The organism is Candidatus Weimeria sp. HCP3S3_B5 (genome assembly GCF_052064335.1).
GTDB lineage: Bacteria > Bacillota > Clostridia > Lachnospirales > Lachnospiraceae > Weimeria.
The window spans coordinates 1-16,684 of record NZ_JBQHVU010000008.1 but is presented as its reverse complement, the minus strand read 5'-3'; the positions used below and the strand labels follow the sequence as shown (position 1 = coordinate 16,684).

General features: G+C 45.5%; 15 protein-coding genes and 5 tRNA genes. 14 read left to right on the top strand and 6 right to left on the bottom strand.

Translation table 11 applies throughout. The features are described from left to right. The first annotated feature begins 251 nt into the window (after positions 1–251). Genes ACTNCK_RS05365 through ACTNCK_RS05345 form a run of 5 tightly spaced genes read left to right on the top strand, consistent with a single transcriptional unit; the run spans position 252 to position 6,097 of the window. Positions 252–1,163 (top strand): ABC transporter permease, encoded by a 912-nt coding sequence (locus tag ACTNCK_RS05365; protein ID WP_441081431.1) that lies wholly within the window; start codon positions 252–254, stop codon positions 1,161–1,163. 12 nt (positions 1,164–1,175) lie between these two features. Next, positions 1,176–2,261 (top strand): ABC transporter permease, encoded by a 1,086-nt coding sequence (locus ACTNCK_RS05360; RefSeq protein ID WP_441081430.1) that lies wholly within the window; start codon positions 1,176–1,178, stop codon positions 2,259–2,261. 11 nt (positions 2,262–2,272) lie between these two features. Next, positions 2,273–3,277, top strand: coding sequence for an ABC transporter ATP-binding protein (locus ACTNCK_RS05355; RefSeq protein WP_441081428.1), 1,005 nt, complete (start codon positions 2,273–2,275; stop codon positions 3,275–3,277). Position 3,278: 1 nt separating this feature from the next. Next, positions 3,279–4,319: an ABC transporter ATP-binding protein gene (locus tag ACTNCK_RS05350; protein ID WP_441081426.1), complete on the top strand. Its 1,041-nt coding sequence runs from the start codon at positions 3,279–3,281 to the stop codon at positions 4,317–4,319. A gap of 59 nt (positions 4,320–4,378) precedes the next feature. Continuing rightward, the gene (locus ACTNCK_RS05345; protein ID WP_441081424.1) at positions 4,379–6,097 is read left to right on the top strand and encodes a peptide ABC transporter substrate-binding protein; all 1,719 of its coding nucleotides are present in this window, start codon (positions 4,379–4,381) and stop codon (positions 6,095–6,097) included. Positions 6,098–6,230: 133 nt separating this feature from the next. Here ACTNCK_RS05345 and ACTNCK_RS05340 read toward each other — a convergent pair. From ACTNCK_RS05340 to ACTNCK_RS05315, 6 genes are all read right to left on the bottom strand, one after another. After that, positions 6,231–6,304, bottom strand: a tRNA-Arg gene (locus ACTNCK_RS05340). A gap of 63 nt (positions 6,305–6,367) precedes the next feature. Beyond that, a tRNA-Leu gene (locus ACTNCK_RS05335) sits at positions 6,368–6,451 on the bottom strand. Positions 6,452–6,483: 32 nt separating this feature from the next. Further along, positions 6,484–6,557 (bottom strand) — tRNA-Asp (locus ACTNCK_RS05330). 11 nt (positions 6,558–6,568) lie between these two features. Beyond that, positions 6,569–6,642: transfer RNA gene (locus ACTNCK_RS05325), tRNA-Ile, on the bottom strand. A gap of 5 nt (positions 6,643–6,647) precedes the next feature. Continuing rightward, positions 6,648–6,719 (bottom strand) — tRNA-Glu (locus ACTNCK_RS05320). A gap of 71 nt (positions 6,720–6,790) precedes the next feature. Further along, positions 6,791–7,720 (bottom strand): D-2-hydroxyacid dehydrogenase, encoded by a 930-nt coding sequence (locus tag ACTNCK_RS05315; protein ID WP_441081423.1) that lies wholly within the window; start codon positions 7,718–7,720, stop codon positions 6,791–6,793. A 135-nt stretch (positions 7,721–7,855) separates the two neighbouring features. Between ACTNCK_RS05315 and ACTNCK_RS05310 the strand changes: the two genes are divergently transcribed. From ACTNCK_RS05310 to ACTNCK_RS05270, 9 genes are all read left to right on the top strand, one after another. Next, entirely contained in the window at positions 7,856–8,128 is a 273-nt protein-coding gene (locus ACTNCK_RS05310) for a hypothetical protein (protein WP_441081422.1), read from the top strand. Continuing rightward, complete coding sequence (locus ACTNCK_RS05305; RefSeq protein ID WP_441081420.1) at positions 8,125–9,093, top strand: DNA/RNA non-specific endonuclease; 969 nt, start codon at positions 8,125–8,127, stop codon at positions 9,091–9,093. Before ACTNCK_RS05310 ends, ACTNCK_RS05305 begins: the two co-directional genes overlap by 4 nt. A 189-nt stretch (positions 9,094–9,282) precedes the next feature. Next, positions 9,283–10,470, top strand: a complete 1,188-nt coding sequence (locus tag ACTNCK_RS05300; protein ID WP_441081418.1) for an acetyl-CoA C-acetyltransferase — start codon at positions 9,283–9,285, stop codon at positions 10,468–10,470. 42 nt (positions 10,471–10,512) lie between these two features. After that, on the top strand, positions 10,513–10,872 hold the full coding sequence (locus tag ACTNCK_RS05295) for a four helix bundle protein (RefSeq protein WP_441081416.1): 360 nt from the start codon (positions 10,513–10,515) through the stop codon (positions 10,870–10,872). Between the two features lie 81 nt (positions 10,873–10,953). Continuing rightward, positions 10,954–11,835 (top strand): 3-hydroxyacyl-CoA dehydrogenase family protein, encoded by an 882-nt coding sequence (locus ACTNCK_RS05290; protein WP_441081414.1) that lies wholly within the window; start codon positions 10,954–10,956, stop codon positions 11,833–11,835. Positions 11,836–11,878: 43 nt separating this feature from the next. Then, complete coding sequence (locus tag ACTNCK_RS05285) at positions 11,879–13,039, top strand: acyl-CoA dehydrogenase (protein WP_441081413.1); 1,161 nt, start codon at positions 11,879–11,881, stop codon at positions 13,037–13,039. A 55-nt stretch (positions 13,040–13,094) separates the two neighbouring features. Next, complete coding sequence (locus tag ACTNCK_RS05280; protein ID WP_441081411.1) at positions 13,095–13,898, top strand: electron transfer flavoprotein subunit beta/FixA family protein; 804 nt, start codon at positions 13,095–13,097, stop codon at positions 13,896–13,898. A 122-nt stretch (positions 13,899–14,020) separates the two neighbouring features. Further along, on the top strand, positions 14,021–15,073 hold the full coding sequence (locus ACTNCK_RS05275) for an electron transfer flavoprotein subunit alpha/FixB family protein (protein WP_441081410.1): 1,053 nt from the start codon (positions 14,021–14,023) through the stop codon (positions 15,071–15,073). Between the two features lie 503 nt (positions 15,074–15,576). Beyond that, positions 15,577–16,371: a P-loop NTPase gene (locus ACTNCK_RS05270; RefSeq protein WP_441081558.1), complete on the top strand. Its 795-nt coding sequence runs from the start codon at positions 15,577–15,579 to the stop codon at positions 16,369–16,371. The last annotated feature ends 313 nt before the right edge of the window (positions 16,372–16,684 follow it).

Sequence of the window (16,684 nt, the reverse complement as noted above, 5' to 3'; positions counted from 1 at the left end):
AGATAAATTTCAAGTTTCTGTTGACATTTATTCATGAATATGTATAATGGACATTGTTGTGAAGAAACTGTGAATAAGCAATATAGTTTACCGTTTTAACACTTTAACAAAATAAATTATCCCAGGCAGAATGGAGACTATTGATAAACACAAGGGAGTGCAGATAAGTAGGACATTATCTGCACTTTTTTAATATCAAGGCTTGAATTTGCGTTAGTGCAAATAAAAATATAAGCAAGGAGAAAAGAAAAGTGGCAAAGTACATTGTGAAAAGAGTTGTCATGGCCATTGTGGCGTTTATTATCGTAAGCGCCATAACCTTCTTTGTGATGAACCTGATCCCGGGCGGACCATTCACATCTGAGAAGGCCATGTCAAAGGAGGTCATCGCGACCCTGAACAAGAGATATGGGCTCGATAAGCCGGTCGGAGTCCAGTACTTCAATTACATGAAGAACTTCCTTCATGGCGACTGGGGTATTTCGTTAAAGACTCAGAGAGCAATCTGGCCTGATCTTAGGTCAAGGTTCGGAGTATCTGCTAAGCTTGGAGTTTCAGCTCTGATACTGGCACTGATCCTTGGGATCATATTTGGCTCGATCCAGGCGCTGACGAGAAATAAATGGCCGGATAGGGTGTTGGTAGTTCTCACTACGCTTGGGACAGCGATACCATCATTTGTTCTAGCGACGCTTCTGATGCTCCTTTTCTGTATGCAGCTTCAGCTGATACCGGTATGGGATGTCAACCATCCTAACTTCATTCTGCCGGTCATATCGCTTGCGGTTTATCCAATGGCCTATATCACAAGGCTCACAAAGACATCCATGCTTGATGCACTGAATCAGGATTATATAACCACAGCCCGCGCCAAGGGTGTGCCGAAGCTTAAGGTCATCTTTGTCCATGCCTTAAGAAATGCCCTTATTCCTGTGATCACCTATGTCGGACCTGAGTTCGCCTATATCATCACAGGATCGATGGTCATCGAGAGTATCTTTACAATACCCGGACTTGGAACAATGTTTGTTCAGAGTATCAATAACAGGGATTATCCATATATCATGGCAGTGACGATATTCCTCGCACTTCTGATGATAATAGCAAACCTGATCACAGATATTCTATACAAGATAATCGATCCGCGTATCACATTCGAATAAAGGAGCTTTGAGATGGCAGAAGAAAAGTACAGTAAGAGAGCCTTCCTGAGCTCTCAGATAGATCTTTCGAAGTTTAACGCAAGTGACTTTGAAAAGGCCAGTGACGAGGAAAAGAGGCAGCAGGATGTAATGGGTGAGTCTTCAACCTTCTTCCGGGACGGAATGAGGAAGCTTAGAAGGAATCCGCTGGCTATGGCAAGTATAGTAGTTCTTATCATACTGATAGCGATCGCTGTAATAGCACCGCATATTTGTCCCTATTCCTACCAGACCATAATAACGGTAAATGGTCGCAGAGACAAGAGCGCGACCAACTTAGGACCAATGGAATATTCGCAGCTTGAGACCCAGTATATGGAGGACAGCGGAAAGAAGCTTTTCCCTCATCTGTTCGGAACTGATTCGATGGGAAGAGACTATTTTATCCGCGTTGTATACGGCACAAGAGTATCGCTTATGGTAGGGATAGTTGCAGCGGTCATGGTCCTTATCATAGGGCTTATCTACGGCTCTATAGCAGGGTACTTTGGAGGTACAGTCGACCTTATAATGATGAGGATAGTCGATGTCATATATTCGCTTCCTGACATGCTTATAATCATCCTGCTTTCGGTAGTACTGCAGCAGACACTTACCCCTCTTATCCAGGGGACGGGGCTTGCCAAGCTAGGAGTAAATATGATCTCTATGTTCATAGTATTTGCTCTTCTCTACTGGGTAGGAATGGCAAGGCTAATAAGAGGACAGATCCTGCAGATAAAGAATAATGAGTATGTGCTTGCCGCAAAGAGCATAGGTACATCGAACGGGCGGATACTAAGGACCCACATTATCCCTAACTGCCTGTCCATAATAATAATCACAACGGCACTTCAGATTCCGAGCGCCATATTTACAGAGAGCTTCCTTTCCTTCATAGGACTCGGTGTAAATATCCCGCTTACATCGCTTGGCTCTCTGGCAAATGATGCGAGAGGAGCAATGCAGACCTATCCTCTTAGACTGGTCATACCGGCTGTCGTTATCTCGCTTATCGTTTTAGCCTTCAACCTTCTTGGTGATGGTTTAAGGGATGCGTTTGATACGAAGCTGAATTAAAGGAGATCATTATGAGTGAAGAAGAAAAGTATATTTTACAGGTTAAGGATCTCCACACCAGTTTCTTTACTGAAAACGGAGAGGTCCAGGCCGTAAACGGAGTAAACTTCAACCTGCGCCCGGGAGAGACAATGGGAATAGTAGGAGAGTCTGGCTCAGGAAAATCTGTCACCGCTTATTCGATAATGCAGATCTTAGCAGCGACAGGAAAGGTTACAAAGGGAGAAATCCTTTTCAAGGGCGAAAATATCCTTGGATGGAATGAAAAGAAGATGGAGAAGTTCAGAGGAAAGAACATATCTATCATTTTTCAGGACCCTATGACTTCTCTTAATCCGACCTTTTCCATAGGCTATCAGCTGATAGAGGCTGTAAGACTTCATACTGACAAGACAAAGAAGCAGGCCTATGACAGGGCAGTCGAGATGCTTAAGCTGGTAGGAGTAAATGAGCCGGAGGTAAGGATGAGGCAGTATCCGCATGAGCTTTCGGGCGGCATGAGGCAGCGTATCATGATAGCCATGAGCCTTTGCTGTGAGCCTGACGTCCTTATTGCCGACGAGCCTACAACAGCTCTTGATGTTACTATCCAGGCCCAGATACTTGAGCTAATGCAGTCATTGCAGAAGAAGCTTGGTATGGCGATCATTATTGTTACACATGATCTGGGCGTGATAGCCTCCATGTGCGATGAGATAATGGTCATGTATGGAGGAAGAGTCTGTGAGAGAGGAAACGCCGATGATATCTTCTATAGACCGGCTCATGAATATACCAAGGGGCTACTCCGTTCCATACCAAGAGCTGACAATATGAATGAGAAGCTGGTTCCAATAGGAGGTACTCCAATCAATATGTTAAACCTGCCTGAGGGCTGTGCCTTCTGTCCGAGATGTGCCAATGCCATGAAGATTTGTCTTCATCAGAAGCCGGATGAGATCGCGGTAGGTCAGGGTCACAGGGCAGCCTGCTTTATGAATATCAAGGAAGCTCTTGAAGAAAAGGAAGGAGAATGATATGGCAGAGGAAAAAAACCTCGTTGAGGTAAGCCACCTAAAACAGTACTTTCCTGTTTCCTCGGGCTTTCATAAGGTACCGCTAAAGGCAGTTGACGACGTGTCTTTTGCTATAAAGCCGGGCGAGACCTTAGGCCTTGTAGGAGAATCAGGATGCGGAAAGACGACAGTAGGCCGTTCACTTCTAAGGCTTTATGAGCCGACCGCGGGACGTATAGTTTTTGACGGAGACGTGCTGTTCGACAGCGGTGAAAGCTATGATGAAAAGGGCAATGTGATCCTTGATGAAAAGGGAAAGCCACTTATCAAGAATCCCGTGAAGAAGAATATGCTTCCTTACAGGAAGAAGATGCAGATGGTCTTCCAGGATCCATATTCATCCCTTGATCCTCTGATGACAGTCGAGGATATCATAGGAGAGCCGCTTGACGTCCATCATCTCTATAAGAATAAGGCAGAGAGACGAGAGAAGATCCTTTCTCTGATGGAGACCGTAGGACTCAATGCAGAGCATGCCATGAGATATGCCCATGAGTTTTCAGGCGGGCAGAGACAGCGTATAGGTATAGCAAGAGCTCTGGCTGTAAATCCTAAGTTTATCGTCTGTGATGAGCCAGTTTCTGCTCTTGATGTCTCTATCCAGGCTCAGGTCATAAATATGTTTGAAGAGCTTCAGGACAAGCTGGGTCTTGCCTATCTTTTCATAGCTCATGACCTGCTTGTAGTACATCATATCTCGGACAGGATAGCAGTTATGTATCTTGGTCATCTGATGGAGATTGCAGATGCGGATGAACTTAATGACAATCCTATCCATCCATATACTCTTTCTCTTCTGTCTGCGGTTCCGATTCCGGATCCTAAGACAGCAAGAGAAAGCCACAGGATAGTTCTTGAGGGTGATGTTCCGTCTCCGCTGAAGATGCCAAAGGGATGTCCTTTCAGGACCAGATGCGCCTATGCTACAGAGGAGTGTGCTATGCATCGTCCGCCTCTTACAGACAGAGGAAACGGGCATATGGTTGCCTGCTTCAATAAATAGTGAGTATCCATCAGATGATGGTTCTCAATAGATCAATAGTTTTATAAGGAGGAAAACTTATGAAGAAGAAGTTACTTGCATTGCTTCTTGCATCCTCTATGGCACTTTCCATGGCTGCCTGCGGAGGAAGCAAGGGAGGAGCCAGCGGATCCGCAAAGGTCGCTGACAAGGCCACAAAGGAAAACCACGATGATGATGTGTTAAACATCAATATCGGACCTGAGCCTCAGTCTATAGATCCGGCTCTTAACACAGCAGTCGACGGAGGAATCTATATCATCAATTCCTTTGCCGGACTTTATACCTATGATCAGGATCAGAAGCTTGTTCCGGACATAGCAGACGGAATGCCTGAGGTTTCATCAGACAAGACAGAGTATACTATTAAGCTCAAGAAGACCAAGTGGTCAAACGGAGATCCTCTTACAGCAAAAGATTTCTTATATTCCTGGAACAGGGTTATAGACAAGAAGACAGCATCAGAATATGCATATCTCTTTGATATAATTGCCCGTAAGGGAAATAAGCTTGATGTAGAGGCTTTAGACGATTATACCTTAAAGATTAAGCTTACAAATCCATGCCCTTACTTCAATGATCTCCTTGCCTTCCCTACATTCTTCCCTGTATACCAGAAGGATGTAGAGAAGTCAGTTACAGACAAAGTGCCTGCAGGTACATGGTCACAGGAGGCAGGCTTTGTCTCAAACGGTGCATACACATTAAAGTCATGGAAGCATGATGAGTCAATGGAGTATGTAAAGAATGACAACTTCTATAACGCATCAAAGGTAAAGATCAAGCAGATCCATTTCATGCTGTCTGCTCAGGATACCACTACCTATGCAGCCTACAATAAGGGCGATCTTGACTTCATTGATACAGTACCAAACGATGAGATCAAGTCTGTAAAGAACAATAAAGAGTTCAATATTATGGATAACCTTGGAACCTACTATCTGGGATTCAATGTAAACTCAGATCTCTTCAAGAACATGACAGAGCAGCAGGCCAAGGATTTCAGACATGCAATCGCTCTTCTTATCGACAGGAAATATATTGTTGATACTGTCGGACAGACAGGCCAGAAGCTTGCTGATTCATTCATCCCGGCAGGAATGAGCGATGGTGACGGCGGAGAGTTCAAGAACAAGAGCTATTATGATGCGGACAAGACCGGTCAGGATTCCGTAGAGGAGGCTAAAAAACTTCTGGAGGGATGCGGCTATAAGTTTACAGACAATGGTGACGGAACCTACAAGTGCAGCCCGGCTATCTCGTTTGAGTATATCTTAAATGATGATTCAGGACATAAGAAGGTCGCCGAGTCAATCCAGCAGGATCTCTCCGCACTTGGAATCAATATGCAGGTACAGACAGAGGACTGGAAGGTTCTTATAGCTGACAGACAGAAGGGCAACTTCGCAGCAGCCCGTGAGGGTTGGCTTGCCGACTACAACGATCCTATCAACATGCTTGAGATGTATACAACCGATTCAGGAAACAACGACAGCCAGCTGGGACGTGATATGGACAAGCATTCATCAGCTCCTCAGAACTGGGCTGACTATGACAAGCTTGTAGATAAGATCAGGAAGTCAACAGACTTCGCATCCCGCGTAGATCTGATGCATCAGGCAGAGGATATGCTGATGGATACCTGGGCAATAATCCCGATCTATTACTATAATGATATCTATATGGTAAAGAGAAACGTAAAGGGTGCTTTCGGCACAGTTTACGGCATGAAGTACTTCATGTATGCTACAAAGTCATGACAGAGATCATATAGGGTGATGAGTAGAATACCCCATCCTGCTAAGCAGGGTGGGGCATCTTTTTGCTTTGATAAAAAAGAAGAGAATAAAAAATCTCCCGGATCCTTGAAAGATCCGGGAGATATAAATCTAGCGTGCCCGAGAGGATTCGAACCCCCGACACCTTGGTCCGTAGCCAAGTGCTCTATCCAGCTGAGCTACGAGCACACAAATGACCGATAATGGTCTCAACAAATATCAATTATAACATAGTCTGATATACTATGCAAGTGCCGGCGACCGGGATCGAACCGGTACGATGTCACCACCACAGGATTTTAAGTCCTGCGCGTCTGCCAGTTCCGCCACGCCGGCCCTTTGCCCTAAAGCAGATGCTTACGGCAAAACGACCTGAGAGGGGTTCGAACCCTCGACCTCCGCCGTGACAGGGCGGCGCTCTAACCAACTGAGCCACCAGGCCGTACAAAATAGTGGATCCTCGGGGACTCGAACCCAGGACCGACCGGTTATGAGCCGGTTGCTCTAACCAACTGAGCTAAGGATCCATAAATGACTCCGACGGGAATTGAACCCGTGTTACCGCCGTGAAAGGGCGATGTCTTAACCGCTTGACCACGGAGCCATGTTAAGCCGCGCCTACATCCGCGACTTGACTATAATATCACAAAGAAGAACGTAATGCAAGGGCTTTTTTTAAATTTCTTCCTTTACTTGAGAAAGTACTATCCTCATGAGTCTCTGCCTTGCCTCCGTAGAGGCCCAGCCTATATGCGGAGTGATAAGCAGCCTGTCCTTATGCTTCATACGAAGGAAGGGAGAAGATTTGGACATAGGCTCGACAGTCAGGGTATCAAGCGCAGCAGCTTTTATCTCACCGTTATCAAGGGCATATGCCAGATCCTTTTCGTTGATTATGGCACCTCTTGCTACATTTACAAGAATAGCATCGTTTTTCATATGTTCAAATGCCTGACTGTCAAATAGCCCTTCGGTAGTTTTATTAAGCGGAGAATGGATAGAGATCAGGTCAGATGTAGTCAGGAATTCTTCCCAGTCAAGGCGGGGATATGGCTCTGCCCTGTCAACGCCTGAGGTCGAATAGTAAACGACTCTGCATCCAAAGGAGGCGGCAATCTGCGCGACCCTGTGACCTATTGCTCCAAGGCCTGCTATTCCCCACTGCTTTCCATAGAGCTCGTGAAAGGTCATTGCGAAATGAGTGAAAAGCTCGTCCTCTGCATATTGGCCTGATGAGGTATATCTGTCATAATAGGCCAGATGCTCATACATATAAAGGGCAATGGCTATAGTATGCTGGGCAACTGATTCGGTCGAATATCCGGCTACATTGTGCCAGTGGATCCCCTGGCTTTCAAGATAAGGGATATCGATATTGTTGACTCCGGTAGCGGTCACGCATACTGCCTTCAGATGCGAGGCTCCTCCTACAGTGGCTTCATTGATCTGAGTTTTATTTACTATAAGGATGTCAGCGTCCCTTACTCTCTCCTCCATCTGGTCAGGCTCAGTGAAATTGTACTCAGTTACGTTTCCGAGTCTTTTGAAGTCTGAGAGATCGAGGTCATCGCCTAGTGACTTCCTGTCAAGAAAAACTATATTCATCTGGACTCCTTTCTGCCTGGGATATATTCTACCACAGCAAGGCCTTATCAAAAAGAACTTCCTTGAAAACAGGTAGGAAAAAATATATAATTATAGAGAAGCATTCGCTTAAAGTATAAAAAGGAGCATAGTTTAATGAGTCAGGAAAAGGTACTCGAGCATAAGGAGGAGAAGCTTCACAGGAAGCAGATAGTAAGAAAGCAGAAAAGGAACAGATTTCTGATAGGACTTGTGTCGGCAGTCATCTGTGCAGCCTTTGTGGTCTGGATCGGCTGGTCCATATATGGAAAGGTAAAGACAGCAAATGAGGAGGCATCATCCTCAAAGGAGGCAGCAGTTACTCCTATAGACTTATCAGCTATAAATGATTACACGACGGATCTCGCATCCTCAATCGATAAGAAATGAAAAGAAATAAGAAAATATTAAACGGGATACTTGCTGCGGCCTCTGTCGCAACATTACTTTTTAGTCCAGCTGCATTCACAGGTGGATATCAGACCATTGTCTCTACGGAGGCTAAGGCTAATCCTCTCCCAAGGGGCTTCTCGTATCAGAAAAGTGTCCCGAAGTGGAATGGCAAGGATCCGAGTGTAAAGATCCATGGCAACAGGCCTTATTTCACGTCAAAGGAGCTTTCTGTAAAAAGAAGCTATGAAAAGTATAAGGATCTCGACAGCATGGGAAGATGCACTGTGGCCATTGCTGATATAGGGACGGATCTGATGCCGGACAAGGAAAGGGGACCTATTGGTTCTGTGCATCCTACAGGCTGGCATACAGTAAAGTATGCAGGAATAGATGGCAATTATCTCTACAACCGTTGTCATCTGATCGGATACCAGCTTACCGGAGAGAATGCAAATGAAAGAAATCTGATCACAGGGACCAGATACCTGAACAATGAGGGTATGCTGCCATATGAGGATCAGGTCGCCTCATATCTGCATTCCAACCCTTCGGATCATGTACTTTACCGTGTGACTCCGGTATTCAAGGGACGTGAACTTTTATCACGCGGAGTCCTGATGGAGGCAGAAAGCCTCGAGGACAGCGGAAAAGGGGTCCAGTTCTGTGTATTCTGCTATAATGTACAGCCCAGAGTAAAGATCGACTACAAGGACGGCTCCAGTCAGGGAGTTGCCTATCAGGGCAGCACTGCAAGCACCAGGGAGAAGACAAGAAACAGCAGGGCAGCACAGAATGATAATGGAGCTCATAACTATGTGCTGAATACAAATACGAAAAAATTTCACAAGCCATCCTGCCCGTCAGTCCATCAGATGGCAGCCCACAACAAAAGGTCAGTAAAAGCAAAGCGAAAGACGCTTATAAGAGAGGGTTATAGTCCATGCGGAAGATGCAGGCCTTAGGCCTTTTTTCACAAAAACCCTTGATATGAATCGTCGTATGTGATAAAGTAAATGACGTAGCCGGTGCGGCGGCTTATATTTTTTAGAAAAGATTGTTAAAATTTTAACAGTCTTAGATGACAAGAGTAACAGGAAACCGCATTTTTCCTGGGAAAAGATAGCGTAGATCGCTAGAAAAGGAGACGTGACATGGCAGGAAGAATAGTTCTGGCAGGTGCATGCCGTACTGCAATCGGAAAGATGGGTGGAGAGCTTTCTACTGTATCAGCCGTTGATATGGGCGCTACAGTAGTTAAGGAAGCTCTTGAGCGTGCAAAGGTACCGGCAGATCAGGTAGACGAGGTTAAGTTCGGATGCGTAATCCAGGCCGGACTTGGACAGAATGTAGCTAGACAGGTATCAATAAAGGCAGGACTCCCTGTAGAGGTTCCAGCCGTTACTTTAAACGCAGTATGCGGATCAGGTCTTAAGTGTGTTAATGAAGCTGCAAATATGATCATGGCCGGCCAGGCTGATATCGTAGTTGCCGGCGGCACAGAGTCAATGTCACGTGCTCCTTTCGCACTTGATAAGGCACGTTTCGGATATCGTATGAACAACGGTGTCCTTGTAGATACTATGATAAATGACGCACTCTGGGACGCTTTCAACCAGTACCATATGATGGTAACCGCTGAGAACGTTGCAAAGCAGTGGAAGCTTACCCGTGAGGAGCTTGACGAGTTCGCCGCTTCATCACAGCAGAAGTGCGAGAAGGCTATGGCAGCAGGCAAGTTCAAGGATGAGATCGTTCCTATCACTATCCATGACCGCAAGAAGGGTGACATCGTGATCGATACAGATGAGGGACCTCGTGCTGGAACAACAGTAGAGACTCTTTCAAAGCTTCGTTGCTGTTCAGGAGTGGAAGGCGGAGTCGTTACTGCCGGAAATGCATCAGGAATCAACGATGGTGCTGCAGCTGTCGTTCTCATGACAGAGGAGAAGGCAAAGGAGCTCGGCGTTAAGCCTATGGCATACTTCGTTGGCGGAGCAATGGGCGGTGTAGATCCGAAGATCATGGGTGTTGGCCCTGTAGCAGCTGTTAAGAATGTTATGAAGAGAACAGGCCTTTCAGTTGATGATATGGATCTGATCGAGGCTAACGAGGCATTCGCAGCACAGTCAGTTGCAGTAGCCAAGGAGCTGAAGTTCGACATGTCCAAGGTCAATGTCAATGGTGGTGCAATCGCACTCGGACATCCGGTAGGAGCATCAGGCTGCCGTATCCTTGTAACACTTCTTCATGAGATGGAGAAGGAAGATGCCAAGAAGGGACTTGCAACCCTCTGCATCGGCGGTGGAATGGGATGCGCGACTGTAGTAGAGAGAGATTGATAGTAGGTTAGAGGTGAGAGGTTAGAGGTCAGAGGTCAGAGGGTGGATAGTTATAGGGGATTAATAGTCTGGCAGAAGAGTATGGCTCTTGTAGAAGAAATTTACAGATTAGTAAAGTTTCTTCCACGTGAGGAGCTTTATGCCCTATCTGACCAGATGCGGAGGGCAGCGGTTTCGATACCTTCGAATATAGCTGAAGGACATGAACGTGATTCGTTGAAGGAATACTTGAGGTTTCTATATATAGCACAAGGATCAAGGGCAGAGCTTGAGACCCAATTGGAGCTGTGTATGAAACTTGGATATTTTTCTGAGGATCAGATAAGGCTGTCGCTCTCACTTAGTGATGAGATTAGTCGAATGTTGCGTAAACTTATAAAGAACCTTAAGGTTTATACTTGATCTTATGGCCTCGCACCTCGCACCTCAGACCTTTGATAATATACTTCATACTAAATGCCACATACAACAGGAGGAAAATACATGAAAGTAGCTGTAATCGGTGCTGGTACTATGGGCTCTGGAATTGCCCAGACATTTGCACAGTGTGATGAGGTAGAGACAGTATATCTCTGCGATATCAAGGAGGAGTTTGCAGAAGGCGGACTCGGAAAAGTAAAGAAGAACGTTGACAAGCTCGTAAGCAAGGGCAAGATCGATCAGGCTAAGGCTGATGCCATTATCGGGAAGTTCAAGACCGGTCTCAATACCATCGCTACAGATGCTGATCTCGTAGTTGAGGCTGCTCTTGAGAGAATGGATATAAAGAAGAACTGCTTCAAGGATCTTGAAGAGAACATAGTAAAGAACCCTGACTGTATCTTTGCATCAAACACATCATCTCTTTCCATCACAGAGATCGGTGCAGGTCTTAAGACTCCTGTTATCGGAATGCACTTCTTCAACCCGGCTCCTGTAATGAAGCTTATCGAGGTCATCAAGGGTGCCAATACTCCGGATGAGACAGTAGAGAAGGTCGAGGAGATCGCTAGAAAGCTCGGAAAGACACCTGTACGTGTTCAGGAGTCAGCAGGATTTGTTGCAAACCGTATCCTTATCCCTATGATCAACGAAGGAATCTTCGTATATTCAGAGGGCGTTGCAGACATCGAGGGTGTAGATAATGCTATGAAGCTTGGCTGCAATCACCCGATGGGACCACTTGAGCTCGGTGACTACATAGGACTTGATATAGTACTTGCTATCATGAACGTTCTCTACACTGAGACAGCAGACTCAAAGTATCGTCCGGCTCCGCTTCTTAAGAAGATGGTCCGTGCAGGACATCTCGGTGTCAAGAGCGGACGTGGCTTCTATGACTATTCACAGGGCTTCAAGAACAAGGTACCGGTAGATAAGCAGTAATTTGGGGTTTGTAGCCTCACAACAATTGGAGGAAAATTAATCCATGGATTTTATTATAGATAAAAAGCATGAGATGGCACGTTCCCTCTTCGCTGATTTTGCTCAGAAAGAGGTAAAGCCACTCGCACAGGAAATCGATGAGACAGAAGAGTTCCCAAGAGCAACCGTTGAGAAAATGGCTAAGTACGGTTTCCTGGGAATTGCCATCCCTAAGGAATATGGCGGACAGGGATGCGATCCTCTTACATATGTTATGTGTGTAGAGGAGCTCGCAAAGGTCTGCGGTACTACAGCAGTTATCGTTTCAGCTCATTCATCTCTCTGCTGTGACCCTATCATGAACTATGGTACAGAGGAGCAGAAGCAGAAGTACCTCGTACCTTTAGCAAAGGGTGAGAAGCTCGGAGCATTCGCTCTGACAGAGCCTGGAGCAGGAACAGATGCTCAGGGAGCACAGACAAAGGCAGTTTTAGACGAGAAGACAAATGAGTGGGTCCTTAACGGATCGAAGTGCTTCATTACCAACGGTAAGGAAGCAGATATCTATGTCATCATCGCTGTTACAGATATCACAACAGATAAGAAGGGCCGTCCTAAGAAGAATTTCTCAGCATTCATCGTTGAGAAGGGAACACCAGGATTCACATTCGGAACAAAAGAGAAGAAGATGGGTATCAGAGCTTCATCTACCTATGAGCTTATCTTCCAGGATTGCCGTATTCCTGCTGAGAACCTTCTCGGAGTAAGAGGAAAGGGCTTCCAGGAAGCAATGCATACTCTTGATGGCGGACGTATCGGTATCGCAGCTCAGGCCTTAGGACTTGGCGAGGGTGCTATAGACCGTACTATAGAGTTCGTAAAGGAAAGAAAGCAGTTCGGACGCACTATCGGAGCATTCCAGAATACACAGTTCCAGCTTGCTGATATGGCTACACGTATGCAGGCAGCTCAGTACCTCGTTTATGCAGCAGCAGAGGCAAAGAAGAACAAGCCAAGATTCTCTGTAGAGGCTGCAGAGGCCAAGCTTTTCGCAGCAGAGGCAGCAATGGCTGTTACTACTAAGGCTGTACAGCTTCACGGTGGTTATGGATATACTCGTGAGTATGATGTAGAGCGTATGATGCGTGATGCAAAGATCACAGAGATCTACGAAGGAACATCAGAGGTTCAGAGAATGGTTATTTCAGGAAATCTCCTGAAATAAAGAGATCAGGAAATGGTTTTTCTGACAAAGAATATATCAAAGGAGCAGACATTACATGAAAATTGTAGTATGTATTAAACAGGTTCCGGATACCAAGGGCGGAGTTGTTTTCAACCCGGACGGAACACTTAACCGTGGAGCAATGCTTACGATCATGAACCCTGATGACAAGGCTGGTCTTGAGGCTGCACTTCGTATAAAGGAGTCAAATCCTGGAACAACTGTCACAGTTCTTACAATGGGACTTCCTAAGGCTGAGGATGTCCTTATAGAGGCAATGGCTATGGGAGCAGATGACGGTGTCTTAGTAACAGACCGTGTACTCGGAGGAGCTGATACCTGGGCTACATCCACGACTATTGCCGGAGCTTTAAGGAATATCGATTATGACATCATAATCACAGGACGTCAGGCTATCGATGGAGATACAGCTCAGGTTGGACCTCAGATCGCTGAGCATCTTGGAATCCCTGTTATCTCATATGCAGAGGATATCAAGGTTGATGAGGCAGCAAAGACTGTCGAGGTCAAGAGAGTCTATGACGATAGATACCATGTATTAAAGGCATCAATGCCTTGCCTTATTACAGCTCTTGCAGAGCTTTCAAAGGAGCCTATGTACATGACACCAGGCGGAATCTTCGATGCTATCGACCAGAAGGCAGACAGGATCACTGTTTGGGGCAGAGCCGACTTAAAGGATGTAGATGATAAGGATCTGGGTCTTAAGGGTTCACCGACAAAGATCGCAAAGGCTTCTGATAAGGTTCGTAAGGGAGCTGGAGAAAAGGTTACACTCGATCCTCAGGAGTCCGTTGATTATATCATGGGTAAGCTCAACGAGAAGCATCTTATCTGACCGAAGGCATGTGGGCTTGAGCAAGCCGAATGCCTGGCTCAAGCCGCAGACAAAGCTTGAATTTAGCGAAAAGAACTTCCCTGGTCGAAAATTAGAACTTCATTTGAAGAAAGGTAAAATAAATGGCTTTAGAAGATTACAAAGGAGTATTTACCTATGCTCAGCAGGTAGACGGAGAGCTTTCTTCTATCTCTCTTGAGCTTATCGGTAAAGGAAAAGAATTAGCAGACGCATTAGGCGAGAAGGTAACAGCTGTCCTTATCGGTTCTAATGTTGGTGGACTTACAGACAAGCTTGGTGAGTACGGCGCAGACCGTGTCATCGTAGTAGACGATCCTCTGCTTGAGACCTATCGTACAGAGCAGTACGCTCAGGCACTTGCAGGTGTCATCAATGAATATAAGCCTGAGATCATGCTTGTAGGCGCAACAGCCATCGGACGTGATCTTGGCCCTACAGTTTCAGCTCGTGTTGCTACAGGTCTTACAGCTGACTGCACAAAGCTTGATATAGGTGATTTCCCTCTGCAGGCAAAGCCGGGAGTAGAGCAGAAGCACAATCAGCTGCTGATGACCCGTCCTGCATTCGGAGGCAATACGATCGCAACCATTGCCTGCCCTGACAACCGTCCTCAGATGGCTACAGTCCGTCCTGGTGTTATGCAGAAGCTTGAGCCAGTTGCCGGAAGAAAGCCTGAGGTAATAAATGCTGACATCAAGATCACAGAGAATAATAAGACTGTAACTATCGAGAAGGTAGTAAAGGATGTCGCAAAGGTTGCAAATATCATGGATGCAAAGATCCTTGTATCTGGTGGACGTGGAGTAGGATCAGCAGAGAACTTTAAGCTTCTTGATGATCTTGCAGAGGCTCTTGGAAAGGGTGCAATGGTTTCATGCTCCCGTGCCGTTGTTGATAATGGCTGGAAGCCGAAGGATCTTCAGGTAGGACAGACTGGAAAGACTGTTCGCCCGAATATATATTTCGCCATCGGTATTTCCGGAGCCATCCAGCATGTAGCCGGAATGGAAGAGTCAGATCTCATCATCGCTATCAACAAGGATGAGGGCGCTCCTATCTTCGATGTTGCTGACTATGGTCTGGTAGGCGATCTGAACAAGATCGTTCCGAAGCTCACAGAGGCTATCAAGGCACAGAAGGCAAAGGAAGCCTGATCAGCTATCCTTTAATTTCCTTTAATATCGGGCATCCGTCTTTGGACGGATGTCCTTTTTATATCAGGCCCAGGGGCTTGTCTGTCAAAACAAAACATTTCTTAAGCTTTTATTGAAAATCCCAGATCATCTGTTATTTGGCGGATGATATTCCGAACTGGGAAAATGTCCTAAAATCGCCTATTTTGTGTATTTTTGGTAAATCCTGCCAAAAAAACCACAAAAAATATTTCAATTTTTTACAAAAAACATGTGACATTTTTGTGACGTTGTGGTATCATATCTATTGTCAAATTGTTGATAGAAGGATTGGGAATTCGCTGGTTCTCAGTCCTTCTTTCATTTAAGCGTTTTTCGTGATATCTGCGACTTGCTTCGCAGAAAGCCGGATTTTTATATATGAAAGTTAAGCTGCATGAACAGCGAAAGTACAGGAGGTTTTAGTGGCTAAGGAAAAGAGTCAGGAAGAGATCGATAAGGAGGTCGAACAGTTCCGAAAGGATCTGGGCATAAAGGAGCAGAAGACAAAAGCAGTAAATGATTTTCATGAGAATCTGAATAAATACTCTTCTATCCGTCATGTGATCGGAGTTGTCAGCGGAAAGGGCGGAGTAGGAAAGAGCTTCGTGACCGGACAGATGGCATCTATGATGGCAAGAGCCGGATATAAGGTCGGAATCCTTGATGCAGATATAACAGGACCATCGATCCCCAAGATGTATGGGGTGCATGGACCGGCATATGGAGACGACAGAGGCTCATATCCTATAGCAGCCCCTGATGGAACGGAGATCATGTCTATTAATCTCCTCCTTGACGATGAGGAGTCACCTGTTATCTGGAGAGGACCGGTTATAGCAAATGCAGTAAAGCAGTTCTGGACTGATGTGGTCTGGGGTGATCTGGACTATCTTTTTGTGGATATGCCGCCAGGAACAGGAGATGTACCGCTTACGGTCTTTCAGTCACTACCGGTTGATGGAGTTGTCATAGTGACAAGCCCACAGGACCTTGTAAGCATGATAGTAAAAAAAGCCTACAATATGGCTTCCATGATGAAGGTCCCTGTACTTGGAATAGTTGAAAATTACAGCTATATGATCTGTCCCCATTGTGGCGAGAAGATTTCTGTATTCGGTGAAAGTAATATCGATCAGGTCGCAAAAGACCTGTCACTTCCAGTACTTGGAAAGCTTCCTATCGATCCATCCTATGCCAGGCTTGAGGACGAGGGTAAGTGCTATCAGATAGAGGCACCCTTCGAGCCTGCAATGCAAAGGATCCTTGAAGCGCTGTAACTTATTTTTATTTGGAAGAAACAGAATTTTTTTTGTTTCTTCTTTTTTTTATGCCTGTCTTGTCAGGAGTTTATAAATATAAAGAGAAAATAAAACGTATCTAAACAAAAGTTTATCGAACTTTAATAGCCGCTTAATTGAATTTGTGGCTATGAGAGGGTATTATAAGCACATGTCCAGCAAGGCATTTTACTGTTTGTGTAACCTGGATTCCCGGAATTCCAACCTATGTTGCCACTATGAAAACGGCTGAAAAGCCGCATAAATACTGAAAAAATGACATGTTTTCATTGCCTTCTCCTACATAGTGTGG